General features: G+C 45.2%; 11 protein-coding genes. 4 read left to right on the top strand and 7 right to left on the bottom strand.

From position 1 onward, the window contains the following. Positions 1-802 precede the first annotated feature (802 nt). From ATB74_RS10195 to nspC, 3 genes are all read left to right on the top strand, one after another. Positions 803-3,742, top strand: coding sequence for a pyridoxal phosphate-dependent class III aminotransferase (locus ATB74_RS10195; RefSeq protein WP_179946911.1), 2,940 nt, complete (start codon positions 803-805; stop codon positions 3,740-3,742). 8 nt (positions 3,743-3,750) lie between these two features. Continuing rightward, positions 3,751-5,001, top strand: coding sequence for a carboxynorspermidine synthase (locus ATB74_RS10190; RefSeq protein WP_050052945.1), 1,251 nt, complete (start codon positions 3,751-3,753; stop codon positions 4,999-5,001). Between the two features lie 211 nt (positions 5,002-5,212). Then, complete coding sequence (nspC, locus tag ATB74_RS10185; protein WP_061018367.1) at positions 5,213-6,346, top strand: carboxynorspermidine decarboxylase; 1,134 nt, start codon at positions 5,213-5,215, stop codon at positions 6,344-6,346. Positions 6,347-6,423: 77 nt separating this feature from the next. Here the strand turns inward: nspC and ATB74_RS10180 are convergent, their stop codons facing one another. From ATB74_RS10180 to ATB74_RS10165, 4 genes are all read right to left on the bottom strand, one after another. After that, the gene (locus ATB74_RS10180; protein ID WP_048659590.1) at positions 6,424-6,963 is read right to left on the bottom strand and encodes a DUF1566 domain-containing protein; all 540 of its coding nucleotides are present in this window, start codon (positions 6,961-6,963) and stop codon (positions 6,424-6,426) included. After that, on the bottom strand, positions 6,963-8,603 hold the full coding sequence (locus ATB74_RS10175) for a DUF1566 domain-containing protein (RefSeq protein WP_061018365.1): 1,641 nt from the start codon (positions 8,601-8,603) through the stop codon (positions 6,963-6,965). Before ATB74_RS10175 ends, ATB74_RS10180 begins: the two co-directional genes overlap by 1 nt. A gap of 190 nt (positions 8,604-8,793) precedes the next feature. Continuing rightward, entirely contained in the window at positions 8,794-9,306 is a 513-nt protein-coding gene (locus tag ATB74_RS10170; protein ID WP_050646057.1) for a glycine cleavage system protein R, read from the bottom strand. A gap of 267 nt (positions 9,307-9,573) precedes the next feature. Then, positions 9,574-10,482 (bottom strand): DUF3943 domain-containing protein, encoded by a 909-nt coding sequence (locus ATB74_RS10165; protein ID WP_050646058.1) that lies wholly within the window; start codon positions 10,480-10,482, stop codon positions 9,574-9,576. A gap of 210 nt (positions 10,483-10,692) precedes the next feature. On the opposite strand from ATB74_RS10165, the gene ATB74_RS10160 reads away from it, so the two are divergent. Next, positions 10,693-11,931 (top strand): CinA family nicotinamide mononucleotide deamidase-related protein, encoded by a 1,239-nt coding sequence (locus ATB74_RS10160; protein WP_061018363.1) that lies wholly within the window; start codon positions 10,693-10,695, stop codon positions 11,929-11,931. A gap of 161 nt (positions 11,932-12,092) precedes the next feature. On the opposite strand, the gene ATB74_RS10155 is transcribed toward ATB74_RS10160, so the two are convergent. Genes ATB74_RS10155 through ATB74_RS10145 form a run of 3 tightly spaced genes read right to left on the bottom strand, consistent with a single transcriptional unit; the run spans position 12,093 to position 16,010 of the window. After that, on the bottom strand, positions 12,093-12,938 hold the full coding sequence (locus ATB74_RS10155) for a dimethyl sulfoxide reductase anchor subunit family protein (protein WP_061018361.1): 846 nt from the start codon (positions 12,936-12,938) through the stop codon (positions 12,093-12,095). Position 12,939: 1 nt separating this feature from the next. Then, a complete protein-coding gene (locus ATB74_RS10150; protein ID WP_061018359.1) occupies positions 12,940-13,560 on the bottom strand; it encodes a DMSO/selenate family reductase complex B subunit in 621 nt (206 codons plus the stop codon). Positions 13,561-13,571: 11 nt separating this feature from the next. Beyond that, the gene (locus ATB74_RS10145) at positions 13,572-16,010 is read right to left on the bottom strand and encodes a DmsA/YnfE/YnfF family dimethyl sulfoxide reductase (RefSeq protein WP_061018358.1); all 2,439 of its coding nucleotides are present in this window, start codon (positions 16,008-16,010) and stop codon (positions 13,572-13,574) included. Positions 16,011-16,050: the final 40 nt, after the last annotated feature.

Below are 16,050 nucleotides of genomic sequence, written 5' to 3'. Positions count from 1 at the left end.
GAACTCGTTCCTCGTACTAGGGAATGACGTAAACGTGGGCAGGTGATTAACTTTCGATTCTTTTATCTATGTAGTGAACTCTGTTGGTTTCAGTGTGAGATTCTCTATGAACTCGCTCCTCGCTCTAGGGAAAGACGCCACAGCCTCAAAGCCATCACTAACATGCCTGTATACCTACGTCGTCATCCTCGGGCATGAGGAACGAATGAACCGGGGATCTCTTTCCTAAACGATAGTGTTGACGATATTTGCAGCAATTGCTTAGCCACCGCTGCTATTTATCAAGCTATTATTAAAAACTATTGATCGTTCATTTCACTTTATGTTACTTTCCCGCGCAATCTCGGAATGAACAATGTTCAAGAAGAGCAACGATTGCTTCTGGGGGATACGCGTAGTGACCATTCTTGCTGATTGGGACATTACGTAGGGTAGGTATTGGCTAGTCCTTTAGCTGATAGACGGGATACTTATGGCGCAGTTCGCCATGTTAATGGGAAACCCAACATTGAACACACTAATTACAACATTGCTAATCAGCTCTGCATTTCCAAAGGGACCAGCTCCTCATAGCTGCCCGATCCTGCAAAAATGTCCAATTCTTCAAAACAGTAGCATTACTGAACCTTGAGCTCACGCTAACAATTTATCGCTGTCTTAAGACGGCTTAATTTCGTATTCGTCATTTGACTTATGCGAGCGTACAGCTATATCTCATTTCTAGACGATACGCGTGCTTCACTATGAACTCTCTCCAAATTTAACGAGAGTTGGTGGATAATTGCGTCTGATGGAGGTGAGTATGAATACATTCAAGGGGACTTTTATGACTACCGCCTTTGAAGTCGATATCAATACTATCGCAAATTCATTTTCAACTATGGTTCCTATCTTAGAGGGGACTTACGACCTAACACCTGACGCTATTTTGCTAGAGCAAGAACAGCATGAGTCGGATGTTCGCTCTTACCCAAGACGTCTGCCTATTGCTATTAAACGAGCATGTGGCGCTTTAGTTGAAGATACTCGTGGCCAACTCTTTCTCGATTGCTTAGCCGGTGCGGGTACACTTTCTCTGGGTTATAACCACCCTGAGATTAATCAAGCACTCAAAGACCAGCTCGATTCTGGTTTGCCATACCAAACTCTTGATATTACGACTCAAGCAAAAGAGACGTTTATCAAGCGAGTTAAAGCTTTTCTTCCTCAAGACTTTTCAAATAACTCGGTTCTTCAATTCTGTGGCCCATCGGGTGCTGACGCTGTAGAAGCCGCGATCAAGCTCGCTAAGCAAACCACTGGTCGCAACACCATGTTTGCTTTCCGTGGTGCTTACCATGGCATGACGAACGGCACCATGGGAATGATGGGTAACCTCGGCACTAAAGAGCGTCGTAGCGGCTTGATGTCTGACGTACATTTCATGCCTTTCCCATACAACCTCCGCTGCCCGTTTGGCATTGGTGGTGAAGCGGGTGCCAACGCGAGCATTCGTTACATCGAGCGTATGTTGAATGACGATGAATCCGGCATCATGAAACCAGCGGCGATGATCGTTGAGCCCGTGCAAGGTGAGGGTGGTGTAATTCCAGCTCCAGTATCTTGGCTACAAGGTTTACGTCGCCTTTGTGATGAGCACGGTATCCTACTGATTTTTGATGAAATTCAGTGTGGTGTCGGCAAAACAGGACATCGATTCGCGTTTGAAGAGTCAGGCGTTAACCCTGATATCTTATGTTTATCTAAAGCGATCGGTGGCGGACTGCCTATGTCGCTGCTTGTGTTCGATAAGAGCATAGATACATGGAAAGCGGGTGAGCACACCGGTACATTCCGTGGTAACCAATTAGCAATGGTGTCTGGCGCTAAGGCGTTGGAAATCATCGAACGTGATGGGCTGGTTGAGCACGCGAACATCGCAGGCCAATACTTACGTCATGGGCTTGAGAAGATTCAATCACGCGTTAGCTGTATTGCTGAAGTTCGTGGTAAAGGTTTGATGCTCGGAGCCGAGATCAAGCAACCAAACGGTGAACTCAATAAATTTGGTGAGCCGAAATCAGACGGTGAACTGACTCTAGCGATTCAACGCGCGGCATTAGAGCGTGGTTTGATGGTCGAGAAGGGCGGTCGTGATGGATCTGTGATTCGCTTCCTGCCACCGATGATTATCTCTTTCGAGCAGATAGACTTTGCCCTGCGAGTGATGGAAGAAGCCATCATTGCTGCCGGCGGAGGCGTTCAAGAAGAGCAAGCTTCAGATAAGCAAGCAAATCAAGAGTGGAACAAGCACTTCATTCACACAGGCCTAGGCGGTAGCGACGAATTTGCTAGCGTGATGAACCAAACCACTCAAGCGATGAAAGCGGTTTTTGAACAGGTTGAAACCCCTTATTCGGGTTTAGATCCAAAAGTGCTAGAAGCTGCTATCAATGCTGTCGACCTCGATAACAATCAACATGCATTGGTTGATGTTGTAGATAGCACTGCAGACCTTGTCGCTGCAAACTCCATCTTCGTGCAACACCCAGACTGTATTGCACACCTTCACACTCCTCCTCTTATGGCTTCGGTAGCAGCGGAATCGATTATCGCGGCGTTGAATCAATCAATGGATTCTTGGGACCAAGCATCGGCTGCGACTTATGTTGAGCAGCGCGTCGTGGATTGGATGTGTGACAAATACCAACTTGGCGCACAAGCTGACGGTGTTTTCACCAGCGGCGGCACGCAAAGTAACCTAATGGGTTTATTGCTTGCGAGAGACTGGGTTGCGGATAAGCATAATGGTCATTCTATCCAAAAGCTTGGCTTACCAGAATATGCGAGCAAGCTGCGCATCTTATGTTCAAAGAAATCTCACTTCACGGTTCAAAAATCAGCCTCTCTACTAGGGCTAGGCGAAGCTGCAGTGTGCTGTGTTGACACCAATGCAAACGGCACTATCAAGCCTGACTTGTTAGATGCAGAAGTGACAGCGCTTAAAGCACAAGGGTTGATTCCTTTTGCTGTTGTCGGTACTGCAGGTACAACCGATCACGGTGCTATTGATGACCTTGAAGCGATTGCCGACATCGCCAACCAACAAGATCTTTGGTTCCACGTCGACAGTGCTTACGGTGGCGCGCTTATCTTAAGTAGCCATAAAGCTCGCCTGAAAGGCATCGAGAAAGCGGACTCTGTCAGCGTTGATTTCCACAAGTTGTTCTTTCAAACAATCAGCTGTGGTGCTGTGCTGCTGAAAGACAAAGCGAACTTTAAGTACCTACTGCATCACGCAGATTACTTGAATCGCGAGCACGATGAGCTGCCGAATCTAGTCGATAAGTCTATTGCGACTACTAAACGCTTCGATGCATTGAAAGTCTTCATGACGATGCAAAGCGTTGGGCCAAAGCAGCTGGGTGATATGTACGATCATCTTCTAGAGCAGACGCTTCAAGTTGCAGACCTAATTCAAAACCAAGACGATTTTGAACTGCTTGCTGAGCCGTCACTGTCTACTGTGCTGTTCCGATCTAAGCCGTCAGCAAACCGTGAGCTAGATTTAGACAAACTGAATCAAACGCTAAGACTGGAAGCACTGACTCGTGGTGTTGCCGTGCTTGGCGAAACGGTCGTTGACGGTAAAAGCGCGCTGAAATTCACTATCTTGAATCCGTGCTTAACGACATCAGACTTCAAATCTCTAATTAACAAAATTCAAACTTTAGCTATTGAGCTAGCAGAACAACAAGGGTAATTAAAACTATGGCTATTCTACAAATTGGTGCAGGCGGCGTTGGTTGGGTTGTTGCACATAAAGCAGCACAAAATAACGAAGTACTGGGTGATATCACAATCGCTTCTCGCACAATCGCGAAGTGTGAAAAAATCATCGAATCTATCAAAGGCAAAAACAACCTTAAAGATTCAACTAAGAAACTAGAAGCACGTTCAGTCGACGCTGATGATGTTGATGCGCTTGTTGCTTTGATTAAAGAAGTTCAGCCTGATCTTGTTATCAACGCTGGTCCTCCATGGGTAAACATGGCGATCATGGAAGCGTGTTACCAAACTAAAGTCTCTTACCTAGATACATCGGTTGCGGTTGACCTATGTTCTGAAGGCCAGCAAGTACCACAAGCTTACGATTGGCAGTGGGGCTACCGTGAGAAGTTCGCTGAGGCGGGCATCACAGGTATTCTAGGCGCTGGTTTTGATCCAGGTGTGGTATCAATCTTTGCTGCATACGCGGTTAAGCACTTGTTCGATGAGATTGACTCAATTGATGTAATGGATGTGAATGCTGGCGACCACGGCAAGAAGTTTGCGACAAACTTTGACCCAGAAACCAACATGCTTGAGATCCAAGGCGACTCTTTCTACTGGGAAAATGAAGAGTGGAAACAAGTACCTTGTCACTCTCGTATGCTTGAGTTTGAATTCCCGAACTGTGGTTCTCACAAAGTTTACTCAATGGCACACGATGAAGTTCGTTCAATGAAAGAGTTCATCCCAGCGAAGCGTATCGAATTTTGGATGGGCTTTGGTGATGCATACTTGAACTACTTCAACTGCATGCGTGATATCGGTCTTCTTAGCCCAGACCCGCTAACACTGCACGATGGTACTGTGGTTCAGCCTCTGCATGTTCTTAAAGCACTACTACCGGATCCAACATCTCTAGCCCCGGGTTACACAGGTTTAACGTGTATCGGTACTTGGGTTCAAGGTAAGAAAGACGGTAAAGAGCGTAGCGTATTCATCTACAATAATGCAGACCACGAAGTGGCTTACGAAGACGTAGAGCACCAAGCGATCTCTTACACAACAGGTGTTCCAGCGATTACTGCTGCACTTCAGTTCTTCCGTGGCGAGTGGGCTGATAAAGGCGTGTTCAACATGGAACAGCTAAACCCAGACCCGTTCCTAGCAACCATGCCTGAAATCGGTCTAGATTGGCACGTTCAAGAGCTAGAGCCGACAGCCGGTTTACCTCTGATCCACACTTTGAAGTAATTTCTGGTTCTTTGCCCTCGTCGCGTTGTCCATCGTGCTCATTTACGTTCGTAAACTCCGCGCGATGTCCTGGCGACAAGGGCAAAGCTCTGCGAATTCCATTCAAAGTCATATGATTGACGAGAACGTATAATTACAAGCCGATGCTGTTGCATCGGCTTTGTTCGATTATCATGTGCCTTCGTGAACTCGAGGGCCGCAAGGTATTAACATGCAAAACAACGAACTAAAAACGCCTTATTTCATGATCAACGAAGACAAGTTGATTGCGAACTTAGAGAAAGCTAAGCAGCTGAAAGAGATTTCAGGTGTGAAGTTGGTATTGGCACTCAAGTGCTTCTCTACATGGGGTGTGTTTGACATCATCAAACCTTATCTCGATGGCACGACAAGCTCTGGTCCATACGAAGTAAAACTTGGCCACGAAACCTTTGGTGGTGAGACGCATGCTTATAGTGTGGGTTACAGCGAAGATGACGTGAGAGAAGTGGCTGATATCTGTGACAAGATGATCTTCAACTCGCAAAGCCAACTTGCTGCTTACCGTCATATTGTTGAAGGTAAAGCTTCATTGGGTTTACGTTTAAATCCGGGTGTGAGTTACGCAGGACAAGACTTGGCGAATCCAGCTCGTCAATTCTCGCGTTTGGGCGTGCAAGCTGACCACATCAAACCTGAAATCTTTGATGAGATTAATGGTGTGATGTTCCACATGAACTGTGAGAACAAAGACGTCGATGCCTTTATTGGTTTGCTTGATTCAATCTCAGAACAGTTTGGCGAGCACCTAGATAAGTTAGACTGGGTGAGCATGGGCGGTGGTGTGTTCTTCACATGGCCGGGCTATGACATCGAAAAGCTTGGTCTTGCACTAAAAGCTTTCTCTGAGAAACACGGCGTGCAGATGTACCTTGAGCCGGGTGAAGCGATCATCACTAAAACAACCGACCTAGTTGTGACTGTGGTTGATATTGTTGAGAACGTGAAGAAAACAGCGATTGTGGATTCAGCAACCGAGGCACACCGTTTAGACACGCTTATCTACAATGAACCAGCATCGGTATTAGAAGCGTCCGAAAGTGGTAGCCATAGCTATGTGATTGGCTCATGTTCATGCTTGGCGGGCGATCAGTTCTGTGAAGCGAGCTTTGATGAGCCACTACAGATTGGTCAAAAACTTCACTTGTTGGACAGCGCAGGCTACACCATGGTGAAACTGAACTGGTTTAATGGCCTTAAAATGCCCTCAATCTACTGCGAGCGCAGCAATGGTGACGTTCAAAAACTGAATGAGTTTGGCTATGAAGACTTCAAACGTTCATTGTCACAATGGTCAGTTAAGTAACGGACTATATTGTTCAGAAAAATAAAAAGAGCAGCGGATGAGCTGCTCTTTTTGATTATTTGTACCGTAAAAACTAATTAAAATGTTTTCACTAATCGAACAAGAGGATGTGGAATATCATCTGGGTCGGTAATGACTTCCAAAGCTTCTTCAAAATCAATAATTAAACCATCATAGTCACTGTTGATTTTATGAGCGTCAGGAGTATTAGTCCAATATGGTTCGTTGGTTGTTGTCGGGAAGTGTGTCAGGTTAATTGCTGGTCTAGTACAGCTATAGTCAACGATTGAACTTAACTCTTTGATATTAGGTAACCTAAAACCAACCTGACCTGCGATAGTGGTCAGATTCGAATCTTCAGTTGCGATGAGCGCATCCTGCCAATTTTGATATTTAATCGCGGTACCATCACATGTGTCATTGGATTGATTGTAGGTTTCGCCTAGGTTGCATTTTGACCAAAGCAAATTAGTCGTTACGTCGAGTAATGTACCATCTTTACGGTCAATAAATTGCCCGTCTTGGTGAGAGGGCGTTTGAGTTTGCACGCAGGTTTGCGCGATGGTATTTGCACTTAACAGAGAGGCAATTACACCTAAGCATAGTTTTAGTTTCATTACTCAATACCCCCACTTACAGCCACAATTCCTGTCGAGCCTGCGATGTTTTTATTACAAAGCTCAAGCTCTCCATTTTGAGAGTCGATACATCTAGCACTACCATCTTGTTTAACAGAGCTAGAGTGCGTGAAGAGTCGGTCTCCAAGATTAGGAAAGAAATCAATGGCTCCTGCTGGTGCAGTGCCGACATTGAAGTTGATAAATGAACGAGCTTCAACAGGTGAAGGTAAGCGCCAATCTGTAATACCGCAAATAGAGCGACTGTTTAGACTACTAATATAACTACTTGTATTACAGTAGTTACTTCCTGAACCATCATTAATGTACGCACATTGAGAAGATATCGGGCCGGCGCTATACAAGAGATCATTGGGTGCTCCGGCATAGCCACCATTGGTTGTATTGTCAGAGTCGTACCAAGTATATGTGTATGAGGCGCTTCTCCATGAGCTTGATTCACTGCCCCAAGGGTAAGGGTTGGCGTCAGGGTCGTCTTTATGGTTCTTAACCCAAGTATCGACCTCGGACTGGCTGGGCAGTGCTATCGGATCTTGTTTTGCTTCAATATATAATCCAGTATGCTCATCTTTAACACAGCGCCAATCAGTAGCGCTAGGTATTAGAGGGTTTCCGTGAGCATCTAGCTTGGTGTAGCGAAAGCCATATTCCCCATCCGAATGTTCACTTCCATTTGTGACATCTAAACCAAAATCGGCATCTTGATTTGGATGTGATGCTGGAGGAGTGACGCTGTCGTAGTCTGTTCCATCAAAATAAGTGACATACCCAGTATCATTGAAACTTTTCTGTCCAGGAATATAGAACGCGAGAGTGTTTTTACTCGAATCGATAGTCGCGTTACCAACGGAAGCTATTGTGTATATTACCGATTCGCCACCTTCATCGAAGCTATCATCACGAGCAGAAAAAGTGATATTTGTTGATAGGGTTTCTGCTGGCAATTTAAGAGTTAACCCTGCTATATCAACAGTAAAGTCCTCAGGCGCGGCAATACCGGTTTGAGTTAGGGTAAGTGTTACGTCTTGATATGTGTAATGACTCAAAACAGCTTGTTGAATAATGCTGTCACCTTCTACAACGGTACTTAAGTCGTTACTAAAACTAACGGTTGGTTGAGTATCGCTATCATCAATGGTTACTACAGTTCGTTCGTTTGAAAGAGTGTAATTTGCACCGTTATCAGCACTAATAGAGTAATGAAGTGTTTTACTGCCCTCGTACAGATTATTGTGCACAAGGTTTAGTGGTAGAGCAGCGCTGGTTGCACCTGCCGCAATTTTGACGTTTTGACTTGAGATAGCATCGTAGTTTTTGAAGGTGCCATTAGAGCGAGTTGTCACGTCACTGGTTAAGATAGTTAAGGTGAGTTCTTGAGCTAATGCTTCGGAAAGAGAAACGGTAATGGATTCTGTTTTCGACCCTGATTGTGGTTCAGAAAATGAGACACTATTTGGGATGCTAAGCGTAATAGGGGAAGATGACGTACTTGAAGTTGTTCCCGTAGTAGTTGTTCCACTATCGTTATTTTCATGACCACTTTTGCAACCGCTAAACAGTGTCGTAAGAAGGATTGCTGAGGTGACATTGAGCTGCCAACTCGACCTTTTTCTTTCCATGTGTGAACCTAAGCTACTAAATTATATAAGATATCTATCGTATCAAAAAAAATATATAAATGCTTAATTTCATATGTCATAGTTATGTGTTTTTGGGGTTTTGATGCGTTTTTTTTGTAAGTTATGTAAGGGAGGGGGGCTGTGAGGCAACCTCCTAACGATAAGTGCACCGTCAGGAGGTAAAGTTTAATTAGCTTTCAATCATTACTCGAGTATCTTCGCTAAGGGTTTCGAGTTCATTAACAACATCATCGATTTGAACTTCAATTGGCAGCTTAACGGCGATTTTTGAAGTGAATAAGCTTGAACTAACACCACCTCCACCAGCGATAAAGACTCGGTGGCAATCCATATCTAGAATGCTGATCCCTTGTCTATCTAATACATGTGTCACTTCGTTGACGATACCTGCTCGGTCGTTAGAGTCGAGCCTTAAGTGATGGATTGTGTCTTGAGCATTGTGCGTATGATCGGAATCGACAAACTGCACGATGAGATCCGGATTGGCGCTAAACGCTTCTTTGACAATCGATTCGTTGATGGCTGGAAGTTGAACCTTTAGTACGCCAGCGACTTGGTCTTCAATAAAGTTCACTTTACTGATGAGCCATTTGCCGTCGTTTTCGTGAGTAACCGCAGCAAGCTGTTTGATTGTTGCTGGTGATGCTTTTCCGATAAAGTTTACGATAAATGTACTGTTCATATCAGCCCCCAAGGTTTCAATTATTCTTTGCTAATTAAATGTTTGATATCACGCGATAAAGTTCTTTAATTTCAGTGTAGAAGGTTACATCGAACAATGTTTGACCTAGGTCAATTTTTGAAACTAAGCTTCGATGCAAAAAAAGAGAATGAAGAGTAGGGCACAAAAAAAGCGGCTAGAGAGCCGCTTTTTAGAAGAATTGTCACTGTGATTGATGATCCAGCAACTTATATTCAATAACTTATATTGAGTAATACTAGAGACGAATTAGAACGTTACTTTGAAGTTCATGCCAACAAACTGAGAGTCGTATGGTGCGCCAGCATCGTAAGCAAAACGCGCAGCGTCTTGGTTATCCCACCAAGGGTTAGTATTCAGGTTCACTTCTGCGTCACCGCCCCATGCATCACTTACCCAGTAATGAATATGACCAACAGGGTTAAGGAAGAATAGCGACACATCACCCATCGTTTGAGAGCCCATCACTTCGCCACCTGAAGCAATGATATCTTGCTCGGTTTCTAGCATTATTTCACCCACAACCGCACCGAAGAAAGGTGTGATGAAGAGATCTTGCCATGAAGGTACTTCAGCAAATGCTTCTACGCCGTATTCCCAGAAGAACGTCGACATAGTCCAAGAGTATAAGAATGACTCAAACTCGTCGTAACCTGCGTGTCGAGCTGCGGTGTAGTAAACACCACCGAAATATGGGTGCATTACGTAGTTTAGGAAGTGTTCGTCACGGTCCCATACTGGGCCTTCAGAAACGTTATCTTTCCACTTTTTACCTAATGAGCTGATATCACGTTGGTCATCATCCCACTTAGTAATACTTTCAGGGAGCAGAGTCATTAGACCCACTGTCGCGACACTTAAGCCTAGAATGGTGTAGGTTTGACCCATTAGGTAATCCCAATCTTTCTCCTGGCTCACCAACATGTGTTTTGGTTGTTGGATTGAGAAGTCGTACTCATCACTCGATTCGCTCAGTGCGTAATTGGTACTAGGCTTGTAGGTATACAAGTTGTCATTAAAACAGTAATCTTGAGCACATTCATCCGAGTAAGAAAGGTTGATTGGCTGGTCGAAGTCGTATTGGCTTGCAACCGAGTTAACTGACATTAGCATTGAAAATGCAGCAGTAACCTTTGCTAGTAACGGTGATTTGGCCACAAGGGTCTCCATGAGAAAGTTTGGAATTGATCAGGGTCACAATTATCTATTAAATGCCTGATTTAGGGAACTAATAATTTATAGCTTTTCCTAAGAAAACCTTAGGTTTAACATTATTAATATTAGTGAAAAGGCGAATTGCTCCAAATTCAACCATAGACCAGTTTGTAAATAATGCAGTGTCTTTTTATGACAACAAGGGATAGAAATATGACGAAAATCGCAATGTTAAGTACAGGTGAAGAAGTTCTTCATGGAGACATTGTAGATACAAACGCAGCTTGGATGTCTGGTGAGTTTTATCAGCATGGTTTTGCTCTTGCTAAGCGCTCAACTGTGGGTGATCAAATGAATGCTCTTGTTGAAGAACTGTTGATGCTGAGCTTTAACTATGATGTGGTTATCGTTAATGGTGGTCTAGGGCCAACAACCGATGATATGAGTGCTGCAGCCGCTGCAACGGCTTCTGAGCAGAAACTCGTCATGTTCCCTGAATGGCTTTCTCGTATGGAAGAGATGTTCTCCGGACGTGGCATGCCCATGCCTGACAGCAATCTTAAACAAGCTTTGTTACCTGCGAGTTCAGATATTGTCGATAACCCTGTGGGGACGGCTTGTGGCTTCAAACTGAAAATCAACGATGCGACTTTCTATTTCACGCCGGGTGTACCGAGTGAGTTCAAACGCATGGTCACGTTTGAGATTCTTCCTGACTTGTCGCGTACCTACCCTCAAGTGGTTGCCTCTGAATGCAGTCGACTGTTTACGTTTGGTTTGTCTGAGTCTGGTATCTCTGATGTTTTGGACCAACTAAAGCTGCCAGAAGGTTATGAGTTGGGTTATCGCTCTTATCTGCCATTCATTGAGGTTAAACTGTTTGGTCCTAAGGCAGACTTAGAAACTCGCGTTAAGCTTCTGCAGATGGTTTACAAGCTGCTAGAGAGTAATGTCGTGAGTGTTGATGAGCCGATGATTGACCATATTGGACACATCATGGCGGAAAAAAAGAAGACGTTATCTGTGTCTGAAGTGTCGACCAAAGGTTCACTGTCAGCGTGGCTGCAATTGAATGAGCAGATAGAAGATTGCTTCGGACACTCATGGGTGATGGCTGAGCCAAAAGAGAGCGAACTTGAAAAGAGCGATCCATTAGCCGCGACCTTTGCGCTGGCTGGAGCAACAAGAGAGAAGTGCGGAACTGAATTGGCTTTGGTGACTGGTAAACTGGAAGGCAACACATTCAGCGTTGCATTGTCGACTGAAGCAGGCGAGTGGGGGCAGGTACTTGAGTTTTATCGTCAGTACTCGCGTAAAGACCAACGCAACGTGATTAAGACCGTTGCCGCCGATATGCTGAGAAGGCATTTAGACAACAAACCGATGTTTGGTACTTATTCTTCGGTTAAGCGATTGAAAGACATGTTTATTCCAGCGGCTATCATTAAGTAGCTATGTAAGCGAACTCGCTAAGTCTGTATTAAAAACGCTAGAAAAAACGAAATAAAAAGGCCCAACATCTAAATAGGTGTTGGGCCTTTTGGTTATCTAGCCTTCTAGATAACCAAACAAGCAGCGATGTTTACACGCAACTCATGTCTGTAAGAACTCGATTACAAACCGCTTGTCATATGTAGGCTGTAGAACAAACCACGGCCGATTAACTCTGAAGCCAAGAACAATACCAGTGCTAAGCCAAGGTTAACTGGGTTAACTTTTGCTTTGTTCAGCATAGGTAGAATCCAAATCAACAAGCTTGCCATTAGCAGTGCCACTTGAAGAATCACATAGCTACCTAAACCATCGACTAACTCAGACGCTTTTGCCGCTGAAGTTTGGATGTCACCGATTAGGTTCAGTTTTCCTACTGTCACAAGCAAGCTGATAGCAACAGCGATAACAGCCAGCATGGTGATGTTACGGTCAACCGTAAAGCGACTGTCGTTTGCGAATACAATCACGAACTGAGATAACAGCAAGCCACCCACAACCATCGTCATGATGAAGCTCAGTGGTGTGTAGATGTTGTCCCACGTCGGTACGGTGTTGATCATGTATACGTTGATCATCGCGTACATGAAGATAACACCCAGTACCATCGCGCCAACCATCAGTGCTTTCTGGATAGCAACGCCACCTTTCTTAACTACCGACAGTAACCATTGCAGGCCACCGACAGCGAAGAATGCCGCACCGAAGAACACTTCGTTAGACAACCAAGCCGAGCCTAGTTGATTAAAAGCGTTAAACGCGCGCAGTGGAGAGCCAAGGTGCGTTGTCGAGAACATGAAGCCAAGACCCATCAGTGCCCATAGGATGAACATTGGAATCTTGTAGCTGTTCAGCTTCTCTTCGTCATGACCAAGTACCAGCGCACGTGTGCCAATTAGTAAGTAACCACCAACCGCAGTTTGCGCTAGCACTGTAAAGAAGATTAAAGACCACTCATGAAAAATCATCTTACACCTCCTTCGGGTTTGCTAAGTGACCACTGGTATCGCCAGTCGGTTTCGCGTTTTTGTTCAGCTTAATCACGATGTTTGGTAGCGTTTCTGTTGAAGATGGCAGGGGAGCCACATCCGCACCAGAGCCGTACTTCTCGCGAAGTGTATTGATTTCACCAAACTCCAATGCACGAAGTGGGCAAGATTCAACACAGATAGGCTGTTTGCCTTCAGAAACACGTCGGTAACAACCATCGCATTTAGTCATGTGACCTTTCTTAGCATTGTATTGTGGTGCGCCGTAAGGACACGCATTGCTACAGTGCTGACAACCAATACACACACTTTCGTCAACCACAACCAAGCCGTCTTCATCACGTTTGTGCATTGCACCCGAAGGACACACTTTCACACACGCAGGGTTAGTACAGTGGTTACAAGCGATAGACAGGTAGTAAGAGAAAACATCTTTCTGAACCCAGGTATCGCCATCTTGAGTGAAGCCACCACCTGCGTATTCGTATACGCGACGGTAGTTCGTTTTGATGTCGAGATCGTTATAATCTTTACAAGCAAGCTGACAGGTTTTACAACCCGTGCATTTACTTGAATCAATGTAAAAGCCGTATTGTTTCATTCCAACCTACCTTATGCTTTCTTTAGCGCTTTGATTTGAACTAGGTTTGTATGCTGAGGGTTACCCTTAGCAAGTGGGCTCGGGCGCTGAGTGGTCAGCACATTGATAGAGCCTGCATGGTCGATCTTCTGACCATCTGGTGCGTACCATGCACCTTCGCCTAGCGCGACAACTCGAGGAAGGATCCTTGGTGTCACTTTCGCTGGAATGTGTACTTCGCCACGGTCGTTGAAAATACTCACCATGTCGCCGTTTTCGATACCACGTTCTTTCGCATCAATTGGGTTGATCCACAACTCTTGCGGTGCTGCTGCTTTGATTTCTGCAACGTTGCCGTAAGTCGAGTGAGTACGAGCCTTATAGTGGAAACCAGTTAGCTGAAGTGGGTACTTCTCTGCTAATGGGTCGTTGTGGCCTTCAAAAGAATCGGCGTAAATCGGAAGAGGGTGAATCACTTCGTCTTCTTTCAATTTCCAAGTCTTCGCGATATCAGCCAGTTGCTCTGAGTAGATCTCGATCTTGCCACTTGGTGTGGTCAGTGGATTCGCTTCAGGATCTTTGCGGAAATCTTCGTAAGCGATGTAGTGGTGGTCATAGCTACGTTTGTAGATACCCAGCTCTTTCATCTCTTCGAAGGTTGGCAGTGTTGGATCGTTCTTACGAGTTTCAGCGTAAAGATGCTCAATCCATTGCTCTTGAGTACGGCCTTCTGTGAATTCTTTTTCTACGCCCATGCGTTTCGCCAGTTGAGAACACATCTCGTAGATAGATTTCGCTTCGAACTGAGGCTTGATCGCTTTTTGCGCGTAGATGAAGTAAGGCATGTTCGATGCTTTACCATCCATACACCAGTCGTCTTGCTCTGACGTCGTTAAGTCTGGCAGGATGATATCGGCGTATTTCGCAGAAGAAGTCATATGGTTATCAACCACGACAATCATTTCACACGCACTTTCATCTTGAAGAATCGCGTGAGTCTTGTTGATGTCTGAGTGTTGGTTGATGATGCAGTTACCTGCATAGTTCCAGATCATCTTGATTGGGTTTTTAAGGCGCTCTGCACCGCGAACACCATCAGTGATGTCGGTCATTTCATGGTGACGGTAAATCGCATCTGTCCACATGAACATTGAAATTGATGTTTCAACTGGGTTTGGCACAGTAGGGAAGCGAACAAACGGAATGTTGATGTCACTTTCACGAGCACCTGTTGAACCACCTGATACACCCACAGAACCAGTGAGTAGCGACAGCATCGCGATTGCACGACAAGCTAGTTCACCGTTCGCTGTACGTTGTAGGCCCCAACCTTGGTGGATTGCACATGGTTTTGCTGTGCCCATTTCACGGCCAAGCTTAACGATAGTATCAACTGGAATGCCTGTGATCTTAGAGGCCCATTCAGGTGTCTTCTCTACGCCATCTTCACCTAAACCTAAGATGTAAGATTTGTAGTCGCTGTTTTTAGGCGCTGATGCAGGCAGAGTCTTCTCGTCGTAACCTACGCAGTATTTGTCTAGGAACGGTTGGTCGACAAGGTCTTCAGTGATCATCACGTGTGCAAGACCCGCTACCAATGCCGCATCTGTAGAAGGACGGATTGGGATCCATTGATCTTCGCGGCCGCCAGCAGTATCGGTATAGCGAGGGTCAATGATGATCGTTCTTGCGTTCGATTTGTTTTTACTTTCAACGTAGTGGTGGATCAGACCGCCGCCAGACATGCGTGTCTCGGCAGGGTTGTTACCAAATTGGATGTTAAGCTTAGTGTTCTCTAGGTCAGAGAAAGAGTTGTTGTTTGCCCAACCACCGTAGGTGTAGCTCAAGCCTTTCGCGATTTGCGCTGTTGAGTAGTCACCGTAATGGTTTAGGTAACCACCACTTAGGTTCATTAGACGAGCAATCAACGTTTGAGCTGGTGGCCAAGATTTAGTAACCGTACCGCCCAGTGTACCTGTACCGTAGTTTAGGTAGATAGTGTCGTTACCGTAGTCTTTGATAAGGCGTTGCATGGTGCCAGCGACTTCATCGTAAGCCTCTTCCCAGCTAATACGCTTAAACTTACCTTCACCACGTTTACCCACACGTTTCATTGGGTATTTTAGGCGATCTGGGTTGTAAACACGGCGGCGCATCGAGCGACCACGTAGACACGCACGCACTTGGTGATGACCGTATTCGTCAGTACCTGTGTTGTCGGTTTCTACGTATTTGATTTCACCGTTTTGTACATGCATACGTAACGGGCAGCGAGAGCCACAGTTTACCGTACATGCACTCCATACGATTTTCTCGTCCACATTCTCAGCAACCGCAGCCGCTACTGGTTTGGATTTGAAAGGTAACGCGATACCGCCCGCAAGTGCGGCTGCACTACCTACTGCAGAAGAAGCTTTCATGAAGCCTCTTCGAGTAAGATTCATTACCCCAGATTCTTTCTTATTCGTCATTCTAAGATGCCTTTTGTTATTGATGACTAGCACTTTATAG

Origin of the sequence: Vibrio splendidus (assembly GCF_001557875.1) — a bacterium.
GTDB lineage: Bacteria > Pseudomonadota > Gammaproteobacteria > Enterobacterales > Vibrionaceae > Vibrio > Vibrio splendidus_F.
This window is presented reverse-complemented; position numbering and strand designations above follow the sequence as displayed.